Raw genomic sequence first — 16882 nt, 5'->3', positions numbered from 1 at the left:
ATTTTGAAAGGCAATCAGAATTCCCCACATCGGCAAGTATTTAAATAGAACAAAGTATAAAATTCCGGGCAGGGCCATCAAAAGTAAATACTTATTTTTTACCAACGCCCTCCAGCCCTGGCTCCAGCGATTTCGGGCTACCGTCCCGACCCCTGAAACGGATGAGTCGGTATATAAGTTTGTTCCACTCATGTGGGCACCTCCTTCCTGTTTTGATCTAAAGTATGTATCTAATCATAGTTATCAACAATAAAACATTTTTGCAAAGGGCTGTTCCAGCATGAAAAAGAGTGTGCGGACAAATTTTTACCTTAAGATCGCTCTGAACAAATCAGACCCTTGGCCATGCCACCTTTTGTTGCGATGCTATCGTTAAGCAATTGCACATCTCAGGCTATACGTGAACGGGTGTCTTCAATGAAAAGAAAGCGCTCAAAAACCGAGCGCTTTCGTGAAATTGCGGACACCGTAGGAATACCTGATCCATGTTGGATCCGATATCTCCTTAAAATCATCATTATAATTCGTAACCGTAGTGTCTTTATATAACTCAAGATCGGAATAAACGTAAGTAAGGGGAAACAAATCTTGGGATACTCGTACAAGATAACCGCTCAGGCTTTCGTTATTGTACATTTTTGGGCGATTCAGCAACCTCTTCAAATTTATTCTCCCTTTGCTCTTGATGGAGTTAATTCTTCATAACACCATTTCCATGTGACTTACTTTTTAAACACATCCTTACCTTTACCGTTCGGACACACGTTCGCTTACAAGGTCACAGAAAGAAGCTTCTGTCTTCACAGAAATATGAAAAAAGGCTTGGGGTTCTATTCTCCGAGCCTTTTTGTATATTTATTCATTACGTTGCATACACGTTTTACAATTATTTTTGAAACAAAATTTACAGCTATTTTGTGAACCATTTACAGTTTTTGATGAAAATCACACGGGTGTCTGCACGGTGCTTGCTGAATTGACTAACCTTTGCTATCCTTCTCAATGAGAAGTAACAATTAATGTTCCAACTTTGAAGCCCATTACTATCCTTAATATTCATGCAAAATTATTTATCTAGACAAGTGTTTCTAAAATATAAAAACACTGAAAAAGCCCATTCCATCAAGGAATGGGCCAGCGACATTTATGTTACAACTCTGCGACAAAACATGTTCCAATCGACGACATTTTTAATTACAGTTCACAAACACACACACAACTGTGATATTCCATAAATAATTAGAAAACGGAGCCCGCAAACCCACGCGGCTCTGTTTATGTTGTTCCATATTTCATTAGAATTTTGACCGACGCCTCAATGAAAGAAGCCGTTTGTTGCAGAATTCGTTAGAGAAAATTTTTGGAGCTACAAAGAAGCAGTTAGCCGCACGTCCAGTGCGTTACCACGTTCGCGGTTCCGTTTATTGCTTCCTTCGCTATAACTCCTGGGATCTGGGCTTTGATCAATTGTTTGCCTCTTCCTTCGTTGCGCGCAGGACTGACGCCCAAAAGGAGCCGTCGGCTTTTCCTAGATCGTTCTATGCTTAGGCTATCAATCTGTATGCCGTTTGTCAGACAGCGGCAATATGCCGGTCACTGACGGAAAGTGGATTTTGGCGAACAGGCATCTCAAAATATATCCTTCAGCATCAATGTGACCACAGTCTTATTACTCCCTTCACTTAAACTCATCCGTATAACTTTTCAGTCTTAGTCCTGTTCTTCTTAAATGGATAGAGACTTTAGCCTTAAGCTCTGCATGTTTGAACTCTTCGTTCCAGTTTTTACGAACTTTTTTGAAAGCGGCTGTATCTTGCCTGTACATATCTTCCCCGAAACCAAAAATATCGGATCCGTATTCAACCTGAACCTTCTTCATGGTATTCTCTATGGACGCTTTTAATTTTTGTTCTGCTAATTGCTCAAGTTCTAAGAAGGTTTGAGGCTTGGATAAATCAGCTTTGCAGGACATCCCATCAATTACGCCGTTGATGAATATGTTAACAATTATGTTAGGGGTACCAGCATCGTAGAATGCCTTTATTTTGGTTCCTGAATCATATACATTGACATCTAGATGTCCGTTGTCTTTACAAGGTACCGTTAGTACTGTGTCTTTAATCAAGTTTTGAGTCCATAAGTAATTCCGTGTATCGTCCAAATTGAGGTGTCCGACAAGTTTTTGTTTGTTAAACACCCCTAGTCCCGACAAAATCACATTGTTCCGAATGATACCGGATTTTAAATTTTCATCCTTTGAGCCCACATTCGCATTTCCTTGGACAGTAACCGTTTCAACGACAGGGTCTCTGCCCTCAGAGGTGAGAGCTTCAATCATATCTTTCATTTTGACTTGTGGATCTCCGCCCCATTCTCTATTAAAGTTACCGCTTTGCCGAAACAACTTGGTCGAAGGAGAAATACCTCCAGGTATAATTGTAGAGATGACTTCCAAAGCGGTACCGCGCGTAACTATTACCATGTTAAAATCGTCCCGTAATTCCCAATCTCTTTCCAGGAAGTCCAAGAAATCCAGATTTCCCTCACGGGCCACTTCCTCATTCAATGCAAAAAGTCGCACATGAGAATAAATTAATTTTCGAGGAAGCCCCGCATTCATTTTACGGCGTATTTCTTCGACCGAATTCCCTTCCTGACTATAAACGATAGCAGGAATCGTACTTCCCCCAGTTTTTTTGCCCATTTCCGTCGGATTAATCATTTGTACGGAAAGCTTCCATTTCATGTTCTCGCCTTTATCCAGCGCCATACCAAATACAACGAATATATTATTTATTTCAAGTGTCTGACACCCAGACAGTAAGATGAGCAGTGCTATTGGTAGCAGGGATCGTTTGATCGCATTCATTGCTGAAGTCCCCTCAATCTCTTTTGTTTCTGTTTCTTTTGTAGAGCGGCGATTTTGTTTGTAGGAAGAGGCTTCTTTGAAACATTTTTGGAGAAGGCAGACGAATCCATACCCCAATAATATCCCGAACAGAGGAAGGCGCTATTGGTGACAAATAAGGAATTCCCAGTGAGTTCAACTTTACTAAATGAATCATGATGAGAATTAATCCAAACCCGATACCGTATAAACCCATTACAGCACTCAATAGGATCAACATGAAACGAAGCAACCGAAGAGTAAGTGCCATGGAGTATATTGGGACGACGAAACTGGCAATTCCTGTAAGCGAAACAATAATGACCATAACACTCGAAACGATGCCAGCTTCGACTGCAGCCTGTCCGATGACCAAAGTACCGACAATGGACACCGCATTGCCGACCGCTCTCGGCATACGGATTCCAGCTTCCCTGATAATTTCGAAGGTGAATTCCATAAGTAACACTTCGACGACGGTAGGAAAGGGAACAACTTCCCGTTGTGAAACGATCATGATTAACAACAAGGACGGTATCAGCTCTTGATGATAGGTCGTGATTGCCAGATAAAACGCAGGCAATAGCATTGCAATAAAAAGTGAAACGAATCGTATCAAACGGATGAACATTGACATGAGGTATGATTGATAATAATCTTCCTGGCTTCGGAAGAAATCGTTGAACACGGCTGGAGCAATAATCGCAAACGGGCTTCCGTCCACGATGACCGCTATCTTACCTTGAATCAGGCCGCCGGCTGCAGTATCCGGTCTTTCTGTGTTAAGAAACATAGGGAAAGGCGAATACATATTGTCGCTTAGTGATTCTTCGAGAACAGACGAATCCATCAATGCGCTAATTTCCAGCCGCTGCAGACGGTGGCGCATTTCCGCCACGATGTTCTCGTTTGCAATATTTTGCATGTAAGCCATGACAACCGAGGTTTTCGTATCTTTGCCTAGCTGTAGGGATTCGAATCGAAGCGCGGTATGCTTGATCCGGCGCCGGACAAGGGAAACATTGGTGTGCAAATCTTCCGTGAACGAATCTTTTGGACCACGGATGATGGTTTGCGTGGTAGGCTCTTCGATGCTGCGGGACTTGAGATTTACAATCGAAAGCGCAAGTGCCTGATCAATTTGATTGAAGAATAATAATGCATATCCTTCCAATAGACATGATAATGCTTTCTCAAGTTCTGTTACGATAAGGTGAGAAAAACCCGGAAACAGCTGCATCCGGAAATGCTCCAAGTCATTGAAATCTTGAGATGTATGGGCAGGAGTCAGCAATGGCTGGCGGATGGTGTCGATTTCCTGCGCGTTCGTCATACTATCGAGAAAGCATAATAAGGCGCTTTGCCCGTCCACAAGCATCCGGTCGAACCGAATGTCAAGGGTATTGCCGAACGCCGCTTTGAGATGATCCAAATTAGTTTCCAATACGGCCGATATGGGAGCATTATTCATTCCTTCGGGAAGCAGCGTATTTCTAGTCGTTGTTTGATTTGTATGTAAGAAAACCATCGAAAGGCCCCACCTTACTATTTATTGCCTGAAGCTGTTCGTTTTCGAGTTCTCCACGTGACGATTCCGCATAATACGCATGGAATAGCGATTTGGAAAGGAATATGCAGGACATAGGGAACGAGTTTAATGCCTTCATAGACGTGTTCAGCAGAATTATGGGAAACAACCACAGACAAGACGGAGAATAGCAACCCCATCGGAATAACAAACGTTGTGTAACGTACTTTAGTCAAATGCTCCAATCCCTTTAGTCCGCTATAAAAGAAAACAGACACTTTGATTACGATACCCAGCATCATAATGAATGTCGCTAGCGCATCGATTCGCTCAATGAAATTTCCAATGGTCAAAATGCGTGCAGCGCTAAGAAGTGGGTAGGTTGCTCTTGATCTTGCATCTATGCCGATAGTCCCGATTTGGATGATGCAGGAGAAAATCAGTACTAAGGAACTAGCAAGAATACCATACACACCTACGCGTCGGGCTTTCGAGAACTGCGAGGTGAATGGTATGAACATGGTGAATGCGATCAATTCACCGAACGGAAACGTTATCACGCTCGGGAACGCAGCTTTTAAAATCGGTTCAATACCTTCTCCCATAACAGGCAACAGTCTATTAAACGAGACGTCCCCATCGGCAATTAAAAGCACGCCAATCAAAAATAAAAATCCCATTAAAATCGGAGCAAATAACTCTCCGATACGGCCAATGATTTGAAGCCCCGAGCTTGTAAGGTACATACAAAGGATATAAAAGAAAAGATGCATGATCTCAACGGGCGTCTTGGTCAAGAGTGTGGTTTTCATGATCTCGATTAAATCACGATCTATTCGGATGCAAATGTAAAAAAAATACATAGCATAAAGGTAAATAAATACGGCCCCTATTGGTTTCCCCAAAGCGTATTCCATGACTTGATAGAAATTCTGTTGTGGCAGCCGAAGCATGAACCAGAAATAAATCAGCAAGAGAGCGACTCCCACAGCAGCCGACAGTAAGATTGAAAGCCATGCGTCTTGCTTAGCACTGCTGCCGATGCCGAAAATGATGGCACTGCCTGTTTCGAATGCAACCATTAGCAAAAATAACTGGGATAGAGAAATCTGCTCACTGCTTGGATTCATTGCGGTTTACCGACCGAAGTTTTTTGAGATCCATAAATAAACTTACGACTAATGCAAGAGCTAATTGCAGGAGCAGGATTGGCCTCCCGAAGCTGGTGTGAATACTTGCCAAGTTCAAATAAGATTGAAGAAGAGATCTCTGATAAATGCTTGCATCGAAAAGTGCCAAAACTGTAGCCAGACTGGAGAATACAAAAATAAACATCAAAGTAATCAAATGAGAACGTCTCCCTATGGATGTTTTTGGTTTATAATGTCCATTTTGGAAAATTTTTATGCAGGTATGAGAATAGGAGGGTTCTGACTAGACTGCCTACAATTTTATTGCCAAGACGGCGTGCTTTCTACATTACCTCCACAATAGCCTCAACTTCACTGCTCGTCGCAATGATTTGAAGTTCTTGGTCTCTGCAGAACATAATCTCGAAGCAAAAAAAAGCAAAACTGACCCTATCACTACATCGTTAATATTGCAAGCTAGGGAAGAACTCTGTGCTTGGGGTGAAGGTCGTTGATTTTAAATAAGTAAAAAAAGCCAATTCCATTAAGGAATAGGCTAGTGTCATTTATGTTCCAAATCGACGACATTTTTAATTACAGTTCTCACAAACTGTCCATCGAATTCTGCAACAATTCTAATTAATTCTGGAATTTCACACAACAACAAAAGAGGCCCGAAGGCCTCTTTACTTAACTGCATCTACTATAGCCGCAATTGCTGCAATTTTTGCAGCCTTCACTGTTGATCAAGGAAGCGGATCCGCAGGACGGACATAGGTCCAGAGACGTCGCTGCGTTCTTCGTGACCGCGTATTGCGCGGTCGTTTCCATCACGATCTCTTGCGTCGCTGTGACGTAATCGTCCGCGGTGTCTTCGGCTTCGCCGTGCATCTCGAGTGCTTTAGCTACCGCGTCCGCGATCGATTCCACGCGGTTCGGACCAAAGCCGATGGCGCCGGAGCCGCCGATGCCTTTGAGATGCTTGGTGAGCAGCTGCACTTTATCACCATGATCGCCGTAGCGCAAGAACAAGGAGCAGACGCGGCCGAGCGCTTCGGACATCGCGAAGACGTCGGAGCCGGCTTTCCCTACGTTCAGGAAGATTTCGCTTGGGCTGCCGTTCATATCGTTGATCGTAATGTAAGCCATTCCGAATGGGGTGTTGAACTTGTACGTCGCTCCGCGAAGAATTTGCGGACGGCGCTTGTACTGCTTGTTGAACGTCTGCTCCGTCTTGGAATCTACCTTGACGGCTAGCGATTGAGACAGGCTAGTCAGCGATGTTTCATCCTTCGCACTCGCAGCCTCAGCTGCAGGAGCAACTTGTGGAGCCGCCGCTTCGGCTGTCTTGTCTTCCTTCTTCTCCGTGCTGAGCACTTGCACGTCCCGGCTGCCATCACGGTAAATCGTAACGCCTTTACAGCCCAGATCAAAGGCCAACTCATACAAGTTCTTCGTCTCTTCCACCGTGAAATCGGATGGACAGTTCGCCGTCTTCGAGATGGAGCTGTCCACCCATCGCTGGATCGCCGCTTGAGCGCGGATATGATCCTCAGCGGACAAATCCATCGCGGTGACGAAGTGACCCGGCAGATCTGCATTTGGATGCTGATCCTTCCACTCCTGCGCGATCGGCACATATTGTTTGTCGAAGCCGAGACGGCTTTGACGGTAGTATTCAAATGCGAAGTACGGCTCGATCCCTGTGGACGTGCCTACCATCGTTCCTGTGCTGCCTGTAGGCGCTTGGGTAATGACCGTAACGTTGCGCATGCCCTTCTTCTTCACCGCTGCGCCAACTTCCGGATACACGTTCACCATGTTCTTCATGAAGCCGCTTTGCATGAACTTATCGGTATCAAACTGCTTGAAGGAGCCCTTCTCTTCCGCGATCTCAGCGGAGGCCAGATAAGCTTCCTTTGCCATGAAGCCGTACAGCTTGTCGAGGAACTCCAGCGATTCCAGGCTGCCGTAGCGGATCTCCAGCTTGATCATCAGCTCGGCAAGACCCATGGAGCCCAGACCTACGCGGCGTTCGCCCTGTTGGTTAATGCGGTTCTCTTCAAAGTGATACGGTGTCTTATCGATGACGTTATCAAGGAAGCGCGTCGAGAAACGAACGACCTTCGCAAGTTCATCCCATGCCACATCGTGCTGCTCTTCGTCGTAGAACTTGGACAGGTTGATAGCGGACAGGTTACATACGCCCCAGGCCGGCAAGCCCTGCTCTCCGCATGGATTCGTGCAAATAATCGGGTTGAAATACCAGCTGTTGGACATTTGGTTATAGTATTCCATGAATACAACGCCCGGCTCAGCGGATTTCCATGCCGATTCAATGATTGTATGCCATACATCCCGTGCTTTAACGGTACGGTAATGTTTAATTTCCTTGCCGGTCTTTCTCCACTTCTCTAGATCGCCGTCCCAAATGTCGTTGTACTCAGGATCGGTCGTATCCGGATAGACAAGCTCCCAGTCGAGGTCTTCTTTAACAGCCTTCATAAACGCGTTGCTGACGCAAACAGAGAGATTCGCATTCGTAATCTGGCCCATCGTCTGCTTAACCGTGATGAAATCCACGACATCCGGATGCCAGTCGTTGATCATCAGCATCAGTGCTCCGCGCCGGCTGCCGCCCTGCTCGATGAGTCCGGTTGTGTAGCTGAACAAGCCGCCCCAAGATACAGCACCGCTGGAGGAGCCGTTCACACCTTTAACCACCGAACGGCGAGGACGCAGCGAGGACAAATTAATCCCTACACCGCCGCCGCGAGCCATAATCTCGGTCATTTCCGACAACGTCGCCATAATGCCGCCGCGGCTATCGTGAGGCGATGGAATGACGTAGCAGTTAAATAGTGTCAGTTCATCGCTCGCATCCGCCCCGGCTGCGATCCGTCCGCCCGGCACCAGCTTCCAATCATTCAAGACGTAGCGGAAATTGTCCGTCCACTCTTTCTTCTTCTCTGGCGTTGCCTCGACAGAAGCCATTGCAGTAGCCAAGCGATCCCACATTTGCTCTGGAGTTTTCTCCACCGTCAATGTCAGCTTCTCCACAGTGGACTCGAACATCTCACCGCTTCTCAGCAAGATTTTGACTTGTTTTCCTTCACGCTCGACGACTTCGCCAACTTCCTTAGCAGGGAATTTCGGATCGTCTTTCGTAAGCACTAACACCGTATCGCCCACTTTCGTGTGGCTCGTGTCTGCGTTCTTCATCGCGTAACGGTCAAGAAATATTTTTTCGCTTAAGCCTTCCAATTTGGTCTGCTGCATGGTCTTCAAAACAACAACCTCCCGAAAATAGAGTTAAAAAAATGAAGACAGAGCCTCCCGTGATCATCGACAAATTTCTATGCTCCACAGCGTGTCTCAGGCATTCGCAAGCCGAAGATGTAAGCGGTATATTTAGTAGGCAATTGCCTTAAACGCTGCGGTGACAAGCCGATTCTCACGTCTTCAGAGGGTTTCTCCATGGGGATAATAATCACAATATCTGGTATGCGAAATTCATTATACAATACAATATATTGTGTATCTATCGGATTGATTGCGAATTTCGGCAATTAAATCAAGCTTGGGTGCCAATAGCTACGATTTGCTCTATTAATCTCTCTTTTTCACTTTGTGCGGCTTGACTTTTATTCGACAAAATTCGTTCAATAACACAACTAAAGAACTATAGAACATACGCCAAAAGACCCATTGAAATACAAACCCCGTTCCCGGTCCTTCAGATGCTTTGACATTCGATACATCCATTGATAGTCTAATAACAGCATAGCATAACCAGAAGCAAAACACAAACGTTTGTTCGTACTTATCTTGATCATTTTTGAAGGAGGCTATACATATCCATGACGCAAATTTACTTATATCAAAACGAGTTCGTTGCCAAAGAAGCACTGCACATCTCTCCGGAGGACAGGGGCTACTACTTCGGTGATGGTCTTTATGAGGTCATCCGCGTCTATAACGGCAAGCTGTACGAGGCAGGGCCACACTTTGCCCGGCTGACAAGGACGGCCGAAGCTCTTCGCATCCCGCTCCCGTTTACCGAGGACGAGCTGTCTGCCCAGCTCGAGAAGCTTATTCAAGTGAACGAGCTCCACGAAGGCAGCGTATATATGCAAATCACGAGAGGCGCGGCGCCGCGTTCGCATCCATTCCCGGCCTCGGCCGAGCCGATCCTGATGGCCTACACGACGTCATACCAACGCCCTGTCGCCACGCTAGAGGAAGGCATAACCGCGGTGACGACTGACGACATCCGCTGGCTGCGCTGCGACCTTAAGACGCTTAACCTGCTCCCGAACGTGATGGCGAAGCAGCACGCAATGGACCAGGGCGCCGGAGACGTCATTTTTCATCGCAGCGGGACCGTGACGGAGAGCAGCTCCTCGAACGTCATGATCGTCAAAAACAACGTCATCAAGACGCATCCGGCAAATAACCTGATTTTGCATGGCATTACGCGTTTAGTTGTGCTGCGGCTGGCCAAGCAAGAGGGCATCCAGCTGGAAGAAGCGGCCTTCACGGTCGATGAGCTGCTGAACGCAGATGAAGTGTTCATTACAAGCACGACCGCCGAAGTGACTCCGGTTATCCAAATTGACGGTAAGGCCATCGGCAGCGGCAAGCCAGGCCCGCTCACCCGCCAACTTCAAACCGCTTTTGAAGCAACGATTCCATCAAAATAGACAAAACAGAAAAAAACCTTCGGAGAGAGCCGCCGCTCATCTCCGAAGGTTCCATTCCTCGCTGCCGTACTTTTCCGCTGCCAGCTGCTTCGCCAGCTCCACTTCATAAGACGTCAGCTCTCCCTGCACCAGCTCAATTCCGAGGCCCTCCGCAATCCCTGCGCGAAACGACGCTTCCACCTCACTCAACCCGACGACCGGCTGCTCCAAGCTGCGTAGAATGTCGTTGATCGCCACCGCCTTTTTCAAAAACGACTGCTTCATCCGCTCCATAATCCGCTCGCTCGAAAACTTCAGCAGCCGGAACAGCTGATCCGCGTCCAAATCGAGCAGAATCGAGCCGTGCTGCAGCACAACGCCCTTTTGCCGCGTTTGCGCGCTGCCCGCGACCTTGCGTCCTTCTACCACCAGCTCGTACCAGGACGGCGAGTCAAAGCAGGCTGCCGAGCCAACGGACGCGTACTTCGTTTTTTCCTCTTCGCTCTCGAGCTGCACCATATCGGCCGCCAGCCCCAGCTTGCGGAAGCCCAGCAGCAGCCCTTCGCTAAGCACGCGGTACGCCTCCGTTACACTCCGCGGGATGCCCGGATAGCTCTCAGAGACGATCATGCTGTAGGTCAGCTCCTGGTCGTGCAGCACAGCTCTCCCTCCGGTCGCCCGGCGGACAAAGCCGATGCCCTCCCGCTTCAGCGCGTCGAAGTCCACTTCCTCCAGCGCCTTCTGAAAATAGCCGATCGACAGCGTCGCCGGATCCCAGCCATAGAAGCGCACCGTCGGAGGCACCTTGCCCTCACTATGCGCCGTCAAGATCGCTTCATCCACTGCCATATTCACCTCCGGGGAACAATACCCCGAATGGATAAATCTCCACTGTTGTTTCATGCTGCTAATAACACCGCCTTTATTTTTTCACGCTAATCCAGCGCCCGGACGCCAGCTCCGGAATGATCAGCTCGCGCTCCGGCTTCTCCGTCGCATTCGGCGTCAGAAACGCCAGCGCCCCGTCTTCGCCCAGCGCCACAAACTCGTCTGCCGTCCGGTCCAGCGCCACCGGCTGATGCTCCCAAGCCAGATGCACCTGCTTGCGGCTCTTCAGATCCAACAGCGACAGCGGCTTATCCAGATCCGGATTATTGCCGCTCCGGTCGTAACGGGCGATGAGCAGCTTGCCTTGCAGCGCCTTCATCGTATAGGAAAACGGCCGCGTATTGCTCACGAAATTATTCGCCAGCTCGTAAGGCACCTGCTGGGGATTCCACCGGTATATTTTGTTGGACCACTCGCTTTTATTGCGCTGGGAAATCATCAGATACAGGTCACCGTTCGTGTCGAGCGCCGTTTGGTCGAGCGGGTAACGCCGCGCCGCCTGAATCATGGGGCCCCATTCGCCCGTCAGCAGATCAACTTTATAAATATTGGAGCTGGTTGACGTATTATTAGAAGTGACGAAATAAACATCCTTCCCGCTTCCGATCACGTCCTCAATGCCGCCGGGCACCTGCCACTCCTTCACCCACTTATGCTCCTTCAGCTGATAAATGCCGGCCTTCGAGTATTCCCCATCCTTCTGCATCGTCTTCTCCGCGGACGCCAAAAACATCAGATCGCCCTGCACATAGCTGAACTTGGGCGCCATCTGAGGCGTGGCATATTGCACGTAGCTGTCCCCGTTCCTGTCCCGCAAATAAAAGCCGCGAAACGCCTTCGGATCGCTCGGATTGAACACCGTAATCACTGCATGGTCGGTGGTGTAGCTGATTGAGCTGATGGGCTGTACCGTTTGCAGCACTTCCTTCGCATGCTTCGACTTGCTGCCGATGCTGAACACCTGATAATCGCTGGCCACGAGCAGATCCCCGGTCACATCGATCGATTGCGTCGCTTCCGGATCGACCGGTGTCGCCTTGTGGGTCCAGGAGCACCCCGCACCAAGCCCCAGCAGCAGAAGCAAAGCCATCCCAGCTTTCATGAAGCCTGAGATTAACCTCATCGTCCATCTACCTTTCTGAATCTGGCTGATCATAACACTTTTCACGAATAGACGCTTCCTTACATCATAATGCATCAACCATTGGTTTGAAAGCCCGTCATTTGAGCATACTAAATTTTAACTCTATGAGTTGCCTAGTAAAAGTTGTGGCGGAGAGGACGTCGGACCCGCTGCAACATGAAGAGGGGCGCGTGACACCATGCAACTAAACGAGCAAAAAGAACACGTGCGGTCGCTGAATGAGCATGTTCAGGCCCATTTTGAACGGGAATGGTTCGAGGACCTGCACGCCAAAACGCAGCGCAATGGCCCTTGGGACGACTGGTCGATGTACCGTCTCGCCTACGAGGCCGAACAGACGGGACTGATCCGCAGCTTCGACGAGCTGTTATGCCTGACTCACCTGCAGGGTCTTGTACCGATGCAGCATCAGCTGGACACCGCCAAGAAGGTGCTGACCGAGATGCGGGGCCGAGCCATTCTGGCCGACGAGGTCGGACTTGGGAAGACAATCGAAGCGGGGCTCATCCTTAAAGAATACATTATTCGAGGCCTCGTGAAAAAGGTGCTCATTCTCGTACCCGCTTCGCTGGTGCTGCAGTGGGTACGCGAGCTGAACCAGAAATTCGGCATCTCCGCCGTGGCGCAGAAAAAAGAATACATGTGGGTGCAAAATGACATCGTCGTCGCCTCCATGGATACGGCGAAGCGTGATCCCCATCGTGAAATCGTGCTTGGCCTGGAATACGACATGCTGATCATCGACGAAGCGCATAAGCTGAAGAACAAGAAAACGACCAACTACCAGTTCATTAACGAGCTGCGCAAAAAATATTGCCTGCTGCTAACCGCCACGCCAGTGCAGAACGATCTCAAAGAGCTGTACAACCTGATCACACTGCTCAAGCCGGGCCATCTGGGCGGGCAAGGCAGCTTCCAGGCCAACTTTGTGGTTGACAAGCGCATCCCGAAAAACGAGGAGCAGCTGCAGCAGGAGCTGTCCAAGGTCATGATCCGCAACCGGCGCAGCGACGGCAACGTTAGCTTCACGAAGCGGATCGTCCGCAACATCCCGCTTACGCTCTCCAGCGATGAGCAGGCGTTGTACGACGGCGTGACCGACTTTGTCAAAGGCCGCTACGAGGAAGCCGGGGGCGATATCGGAAGCATTCTGTCGCTCGTAACGCTGCAGCGCGAGGTATGCTCCAGCCGGGATGCCGTGTTTATCACCCTGGTGAATTTGTTCAAAAAAACCGCCGAGGACTCCCCCCTTCGCCCAAAAATTTGGGAGCTGGTGGAGCTGATTCGCGGCATCAAAGCGAATACCAAAGCAGAGAAAACAATGGAGCTCGTGCGCGAGATCGACGATAAGGTGATCATTTTCACCGAGTACCGGGCATCCCAAGAATACCTGCTTAATTATTTGAAGGAGCATAAAATTACGGCAGTGCCCTACCGGGGCGGCATGAACCGCGGAAAAAAAGACTGGATGATGGACCTGTTCCGCAACCGGGCGCAGGTGCTTGTGGCGACAGAGGCCGGCGGCGAGGGGATCAATCTGCAATTTTGCCACCACATGATCAACTTCGACTTACCTTGGAATCCAATGCGGGTGGAGCAGCGGATCGGGCGCGTTCATCGGCTGGGACAGCAAGAGGACGTAAAAATTTATAATTTGTCTACCCAAGGGACGATTGAGGAGTACATTTTGTCGCTGCTGCATGAAAAAATCAATATGTTCGAGCTCGTCATCGGGGAGCTGGATACGATCCTGGAGCGTTTCGAGAAAAAAACGTCGCTCGAGTCACATCTGGCGAAGCTGATCTTGGCTTCTCGCAGCCAGGATGAGATCCGCGATCAGCTTGAGGATTTGGGGCGCTCCTTCACGATGGTCAAGTCCGAGGTCGAGCAAGAGGCACAGGAAAACGGCCGGCTGCAAACGGTGCTGAACGCCGTAGGACAAACCATCCACGATGCGGACTATCTCAGTGAGGAGGCGCAGACTTAAGCCATGATGAACACCGAGGAAATCCACCGCTATGTGCTGCAATATTTGGAAGCCGAGCGCTGCGACATTCTGGAGAAGCATCCTTCCTATCTCACCGTGAAGCTGTCCGTTTCGGCGGATAAAGATCTGAACTACCGGCCGTACTACTGGAGCTTCGTTGAGCGGACCGGCGCGCCGCCTGAGACGATGACGTGCACGTTCATTTTCGACCCGGAGCAGTACCGGGAGCTGCAGCCGCACGGACAGCCGGGAGGTCCGCAGCCGGGCGTGAGCACCGCCGCACCGCCCGGTGCAGGAGCCGTACCCGCTCCGCCGCAAGGCGCTGCTAGCGCAGATGCAGCGGCTCCCCCTGCTTCTGCTTCCGGCAGCCCGGAGCAGCCGCAGCCGCAGAGCGACAGCATCCTCGGCCGCTACTTTGGCTTCGTGCCGACCGCCTTTACCGCGCGCGTGCCGCGGGATGAGGTCACCTTCGGCAGCCGGCGGCTCGAGCAGATCTTCAGCGCCGTGCGGGCCAAGGGCCGCTTCGTGCGCTTGTTCGAGCAGCATGCGCAGGAGCTGCCGCGGTACCAGACCCAGACGATCCCGTATGAAACCTGGCTGGGCGTCAATTACAAGGTGGAGCTGATCTGCGACATGAAGCGCAGCGAAATTCATTCGCTCGGCATTCATCTGCAAACCGGCGAAATCCGCGAGCGGTTCCACGAGAGCGTGCTGCCCAAGCGGATGACGCCGCGGCTGCCGGTCCATGTGTACGTCACACCGGACCGGATTGCCCTCCCCCGTGCGGTGCTGTTCCTGGAGGAGTATGTGGAGCAAAAGCTGGGGGCCTACGATCATCGCTGGGCGCAGGAGGCGCAGCTGCGGCTTGAGGATGAGCTTCTGCGCGTGCGGGATTACTACGAAGCGCTGCTCCAATCCGCCGATCCGGAAACCAGACCTGAGATCGAAGCGCAATACGAGGGACGAAAGCAGGAAGTGGAGTGGCAATACCGCCCCCGCGTTCAAATATCCGTCATCAACTGCGGTTTGTTTCATTTTCCACAGGCGAACGGGCCAATGACCTGACGAAAGACCGCGAACCGCTCCGGTTTTACGGGAAAACTTTTTCAAGGCAGACTACAGGTTCTAACAAACTTCTTAAAGGAAATCTTATAAAATGAAGGCATATTCCACCCGGCACGCGCATATAGGAAGCAGGTGAATGAATGAACAAGCTGACGATCGTCGCGGTCACACTGCTGCTGTGTACGAGTCTATGCTTTGCCGCACCGCTGTCTACGGCCGCCGTGCAGCCGACAGGAGATCAAGTAGCAAGCGTCTTACGAACCGCCAATCAGCCGGCGCAAGATTCGCCCCCTCCCGTCACGCCAACCAAAGAGATCGTGTCCCCGTCGCTTCAAGCAGCAGTGGACAAGTTTTTCCGCGAGCTGTCTGCTCAGAAGGGCTTTGAAGGCTGGAAGCAGGGGACGTGGAGCAGCTACGCGCTCGGTCCTGGCACACATGGCTGGGTTATCCTGATAACGGTCGGCGGAAAAGAAGCAGGCTACATGGTGCTGCATGCCGCAGGACCAGATACGTATCGCCTTTCCGAATACGGCAAGGGCGAATTTCCGTTATACAGCTTGCAAACGCTGTACCGCAGCTTGGTGCAGCTGGAACTCATGGATTATTCTTATCAAGCCCAGCGGCTCTATTACGATCCCCTTCAAGCGGTGTGGAAAATCACCGTCGACGGCGCGGACAGGGAATGGTACTTGGACGCCAAAACCGGAGAAGAGCTTCCGTTCAAGGACAGCAGCCATTTTCCGGACCTTCCGGCAACCGAAGATATGAAACCGTTCACCAATACCGATTCGTCGCATACAATAGCAGCAACCGGACAAACAACAGCTGCCGCTGCTTCTCAGCGCCTGCCCTGGGTCCAAGGCAAGCCCGAGGCGAACATGACGCAGGCAAAGCTTAAGCAGTGGATTAACGACTCCACCACCAGCCAGCCGATTTACTCGGCGGAGCTATTTCAAGGCAGCGTCACATTACCGCTCACCGTCACCGGCTATCAGGCCTGGTCCGGAGGCGATCTATTCGTTCAAGTGCTTCAGGACGACGACCGCTACCTCCCTTACGAGCCCTTGGCAGCACTGGGCGGATTTTACCCTTAACCTACGGTTTTTCTCCTCTCTTCCCAGCGCTGTTCCAGCCTGAGTTGCAATCAGGCTGGAACAGCGTATATAGAAAAGCTTCCCATCGCCGAAGGCACATGCGTCTATCCGCCATCGCCTTGGAACAAGAAGCTTTTCCTTTTTTTATTTATTTCGCTTTTCTCCGCAACACTCGGTCATACCACATGCGCAGCGCCAGCGGCAGCATCCCGAACCAACGGGTGCTCCACCGCTCCCGGACTTCTCTCCGGCCGGCCCTGACTTGCTTTCGTACATCTTTTGGCGTCTCGATATACTTCACGACCTGCTGGGTTAAAAATTTTACCAATTCGTCGCTCTTGGCCATATGAAGTGATCAACCTCCAGTCTACAGTATAGCCAAGGCATCCAAACCTCAAACCCTGCCGCCACAAAAAAATCACCCGCCACCGCTTTAGGAACATACGTCCATCAAGCAGCAGCAGGTGATTCGACTTA

At 50.1% G+C, this 16882-nt stretch carries 11 protein-coding genes and 1 pseudogene; 4 read left to right on the top strand and 8 right to left on the bottom strand.

All coding sequences use genetic code 11. The annotated features are described in order from the left end of the window. The 5 genes and pseudogenes from FPZ49_RS37295 to FPZ49_RS19760 all read right to left on the bottom strand — a co-directional run. Positions 1-192: pseudogene (locus tag FPZ49_RS37295) on the bottom strand (sugar ABC transporter permease); the annotation flags it as partial. Between the two features lie 1486 nt (positions 193-1678). Continuing rightward, on the bottom strand, positions 1679-2869 hold the full coding sequence (locus FPZ49_RS19775) for a Ger(x)C family spore germination protein (protein WP_144850119.1): 1191 nt from the start codon (positions 2867-2869) through the stop codon (positions 1679-1681). Positions 2870-2882: 13 nt separating this feature from the next. Then, positions 2883-4415 (bottom strand): spore germination protein, encoded by a 1533-nt coding sequence (locus FPZ49_RS19770; protein ID WP_144850117.1) that lies wholly within the window; start codon positions 4413-4415, stop codon positions 2883-2885. Positions 4416-4432: 17 nt separating this feature from the next. Beyond that, positions 4433-5545, bottom strand: a complete 1113-nt coding sequence (locus FPZ49_RS19765; RefSeq protein ID WP_144850115.1) for a GerAB/ArcD/ProY family transporter — start codon at positions 5543-5545, stop codon at positions 4433-4435. A 690-nt stretch (positions 5546-6235) separates the two neighbouring features. After that, positions 6236-8833: an adenosylcobalamin-dependent ribonucleoside-diphosphate reductase gene (locus FPZ49_RS19760; protein WP_144850113.1), complete on the bottom strand. Its 2598-nt coding sequence runs from the start codon at positions 8831-8833 to the stop codon at positions 6236-6238. A 572-nt stretch (positions 8834-9405) separates the two neighbouring features. On the opposite strand from FPZ49_RS19760, the gene dat reads away from it, so the two are divergent. Continuing rightward, positions 9406-10248, top strand: a complete 843-nt coding sequence (dat, locus tag FPZ49_RS19755) for a D-amino-acid transaminase (RefSeq protein WP_186445927.1) — start codon at positions 9406-9408, stop codon at positions 10246-10248. 36 nt (positions 10249-10284) lie between these two features. On the opposite strand, the gene FPZ49_RS19750 is transcribed toward dat, so the two are convergent. Together FPZ49_RS19750 and FPZ49_RS19745 are read right to left on the bottom strand one after the other, a co-directional pair. Next, a complete protein-coding gene (locus FPZ49_RS19750) occupies positions 10285-11130 on the bottom strand; it encodes a lipoate--protein ligase family protein (protein ID WP_144850108.1) in 846 nt (281 codons plus the stop codon). A gap of 19 nt (positions 11131-11149) precedes the next feature. Then, complete coding sequence (locus tag FPZ49_RS19745; protein ID WP_144850106.1) at positions 11150-12283, bottom strand: hypothetical protein; 1134 nt, start codon at positions 12281-12283, stop codon at positions 11150-11152. A gap of 154 nt (positions 12284-12437) precedes the next feature. Here FPZ49_RS19745 and FPZ49_RS19740 point away from each other — a divergent pair, with 154 nt between their 5' ends. The 3 genes from FPZ49_RS19740 (at position 12438) to FPZ49_RS19730 (ending at position 16405) form a co-directional block, all read left to right on the top strand. Then, the gene (locus tag FPZ49_RS19740) at positions 12438-14246 is read left to right on the top strand and encodes a DEAD/DEAH box helicase (RefSeq protein ID WP_144850104.1); all 1809 of its coding nucleotides are present in this window, start codon (positions 12438-12440) and stop codon (positions 14244-14246) included. A gap of 3 nt (positions 14247-14249) precedes the next feature. After that, complete coding sequence (locus FPZ49_RS19735) at positions 14250-15311, top strand: YqhG family protein (RefSeq protein ID WP_144850102.1); 1062 nt, start codon at positions 14250-14252, stop codon at positions 15309-15311. 140 nt (positions 15312-15451) lie between these two features. Then, positions 15452-16405 (top strand): hypothetical protein, encoded by a 954-nt coding sequence (locus FPZ49_RS19730; RefSeq protein WP_144850100.1) that lies wholly within the window; start codon positions 15452-15454, stop codon positions 16403-16405. Positions 16406-16553: 148 nt separating this feature from the next. On the opposite strand, the gene FPZ49_RS19725 is transcribed toward FPZ49_RS19730, so the two are convergent. Next, a complete protein-coding gene (locus FPZ49_RS19725) occupies positions 16554-16751 on the bottom strand; it encodes a YqzE family protein (protein ID WP_144850098.1) in 198 nt (65 codons plus the stop codon). Positions 16752-16882: the final 131 nt, after the last annotated feature.

Origin of the sequence: Paenibacillus cremeus, from assembly GCF_007786445.1 — a bacterium.
Classification (GTDB): Bacteria; Bacillota; Bacilli; order Paenibacillales; family NBRC-103111; genus Paenibacillus_G; species Paenibacillus_G cremeus.
The sequence above is the reverse complement of the archived record's forward strand: the minus strand, read 5'-3'. Positions and strand labels throughout refer to the sequence as shown.

Coding starts and splice junctions, on each gene's coding strand:
- FPZ49_RS19775 (WP_144850119.1), bottom strand. CDS start 2,869: ATGAATGCGATCAAACGATCCCTGCTACCAATAGCACTGCTCATCTTA.
- FPZ49_RS19770 (WP_144850117.1), bottom strand. CDS start 4,415: ATGGTTTTCTTACATACAAATCAAACAACGACTAGAAATACGCTGCTT.
- FPZ49_RS19765 (WP_144850115.1), bottom strand. CDS start 5,545: ATGAATCCAAGCAGTGAGCAGATTTCTCTATCCCAGTTATTTTTGCTA.
- dat (WP_186445927.1), top strand. CDS start 9,406: ATGACGCAAATTTACTTATATCAAAACGAGTTCGTTGCCAAAGAAGCA.
- FPZ49_RS19750 (WP_144850108.1), bottom strand. CDS start 11,130: ATGAAACAACAGTGGAGATTTATCCATTCGGGGTATTGTTCCCCGGAG.
- FPZ49_RS19740 (WP_144850104.1), top strand. CDS start 12,438: ATGCAACTAAACGAGCAAAAAGAACACGTGCGGTCGCTGAATGAGCAT.
- FPZ49_RS19735 (WP_144850102.1), top strand. CDS start 14,250: ATGATGAACACCGAGGAAATCCACCGCTATGTGCTGCAATATTTGGAA.
- FPZ49_RS19730 (WP_144850100.1), top strand. CDS start 15,452: ATGAACAAGCTGACGATCGTCGCGGTCACACTGCTGCTGTGTACGAGT.
- FPZ49_RS19725 (WP_144850098.1), bottom strand. CDS start 16,751: ATGGCCAAGAGCGACGAATTGGTAAAATTTTTAACCCAGCAGGTCGTG.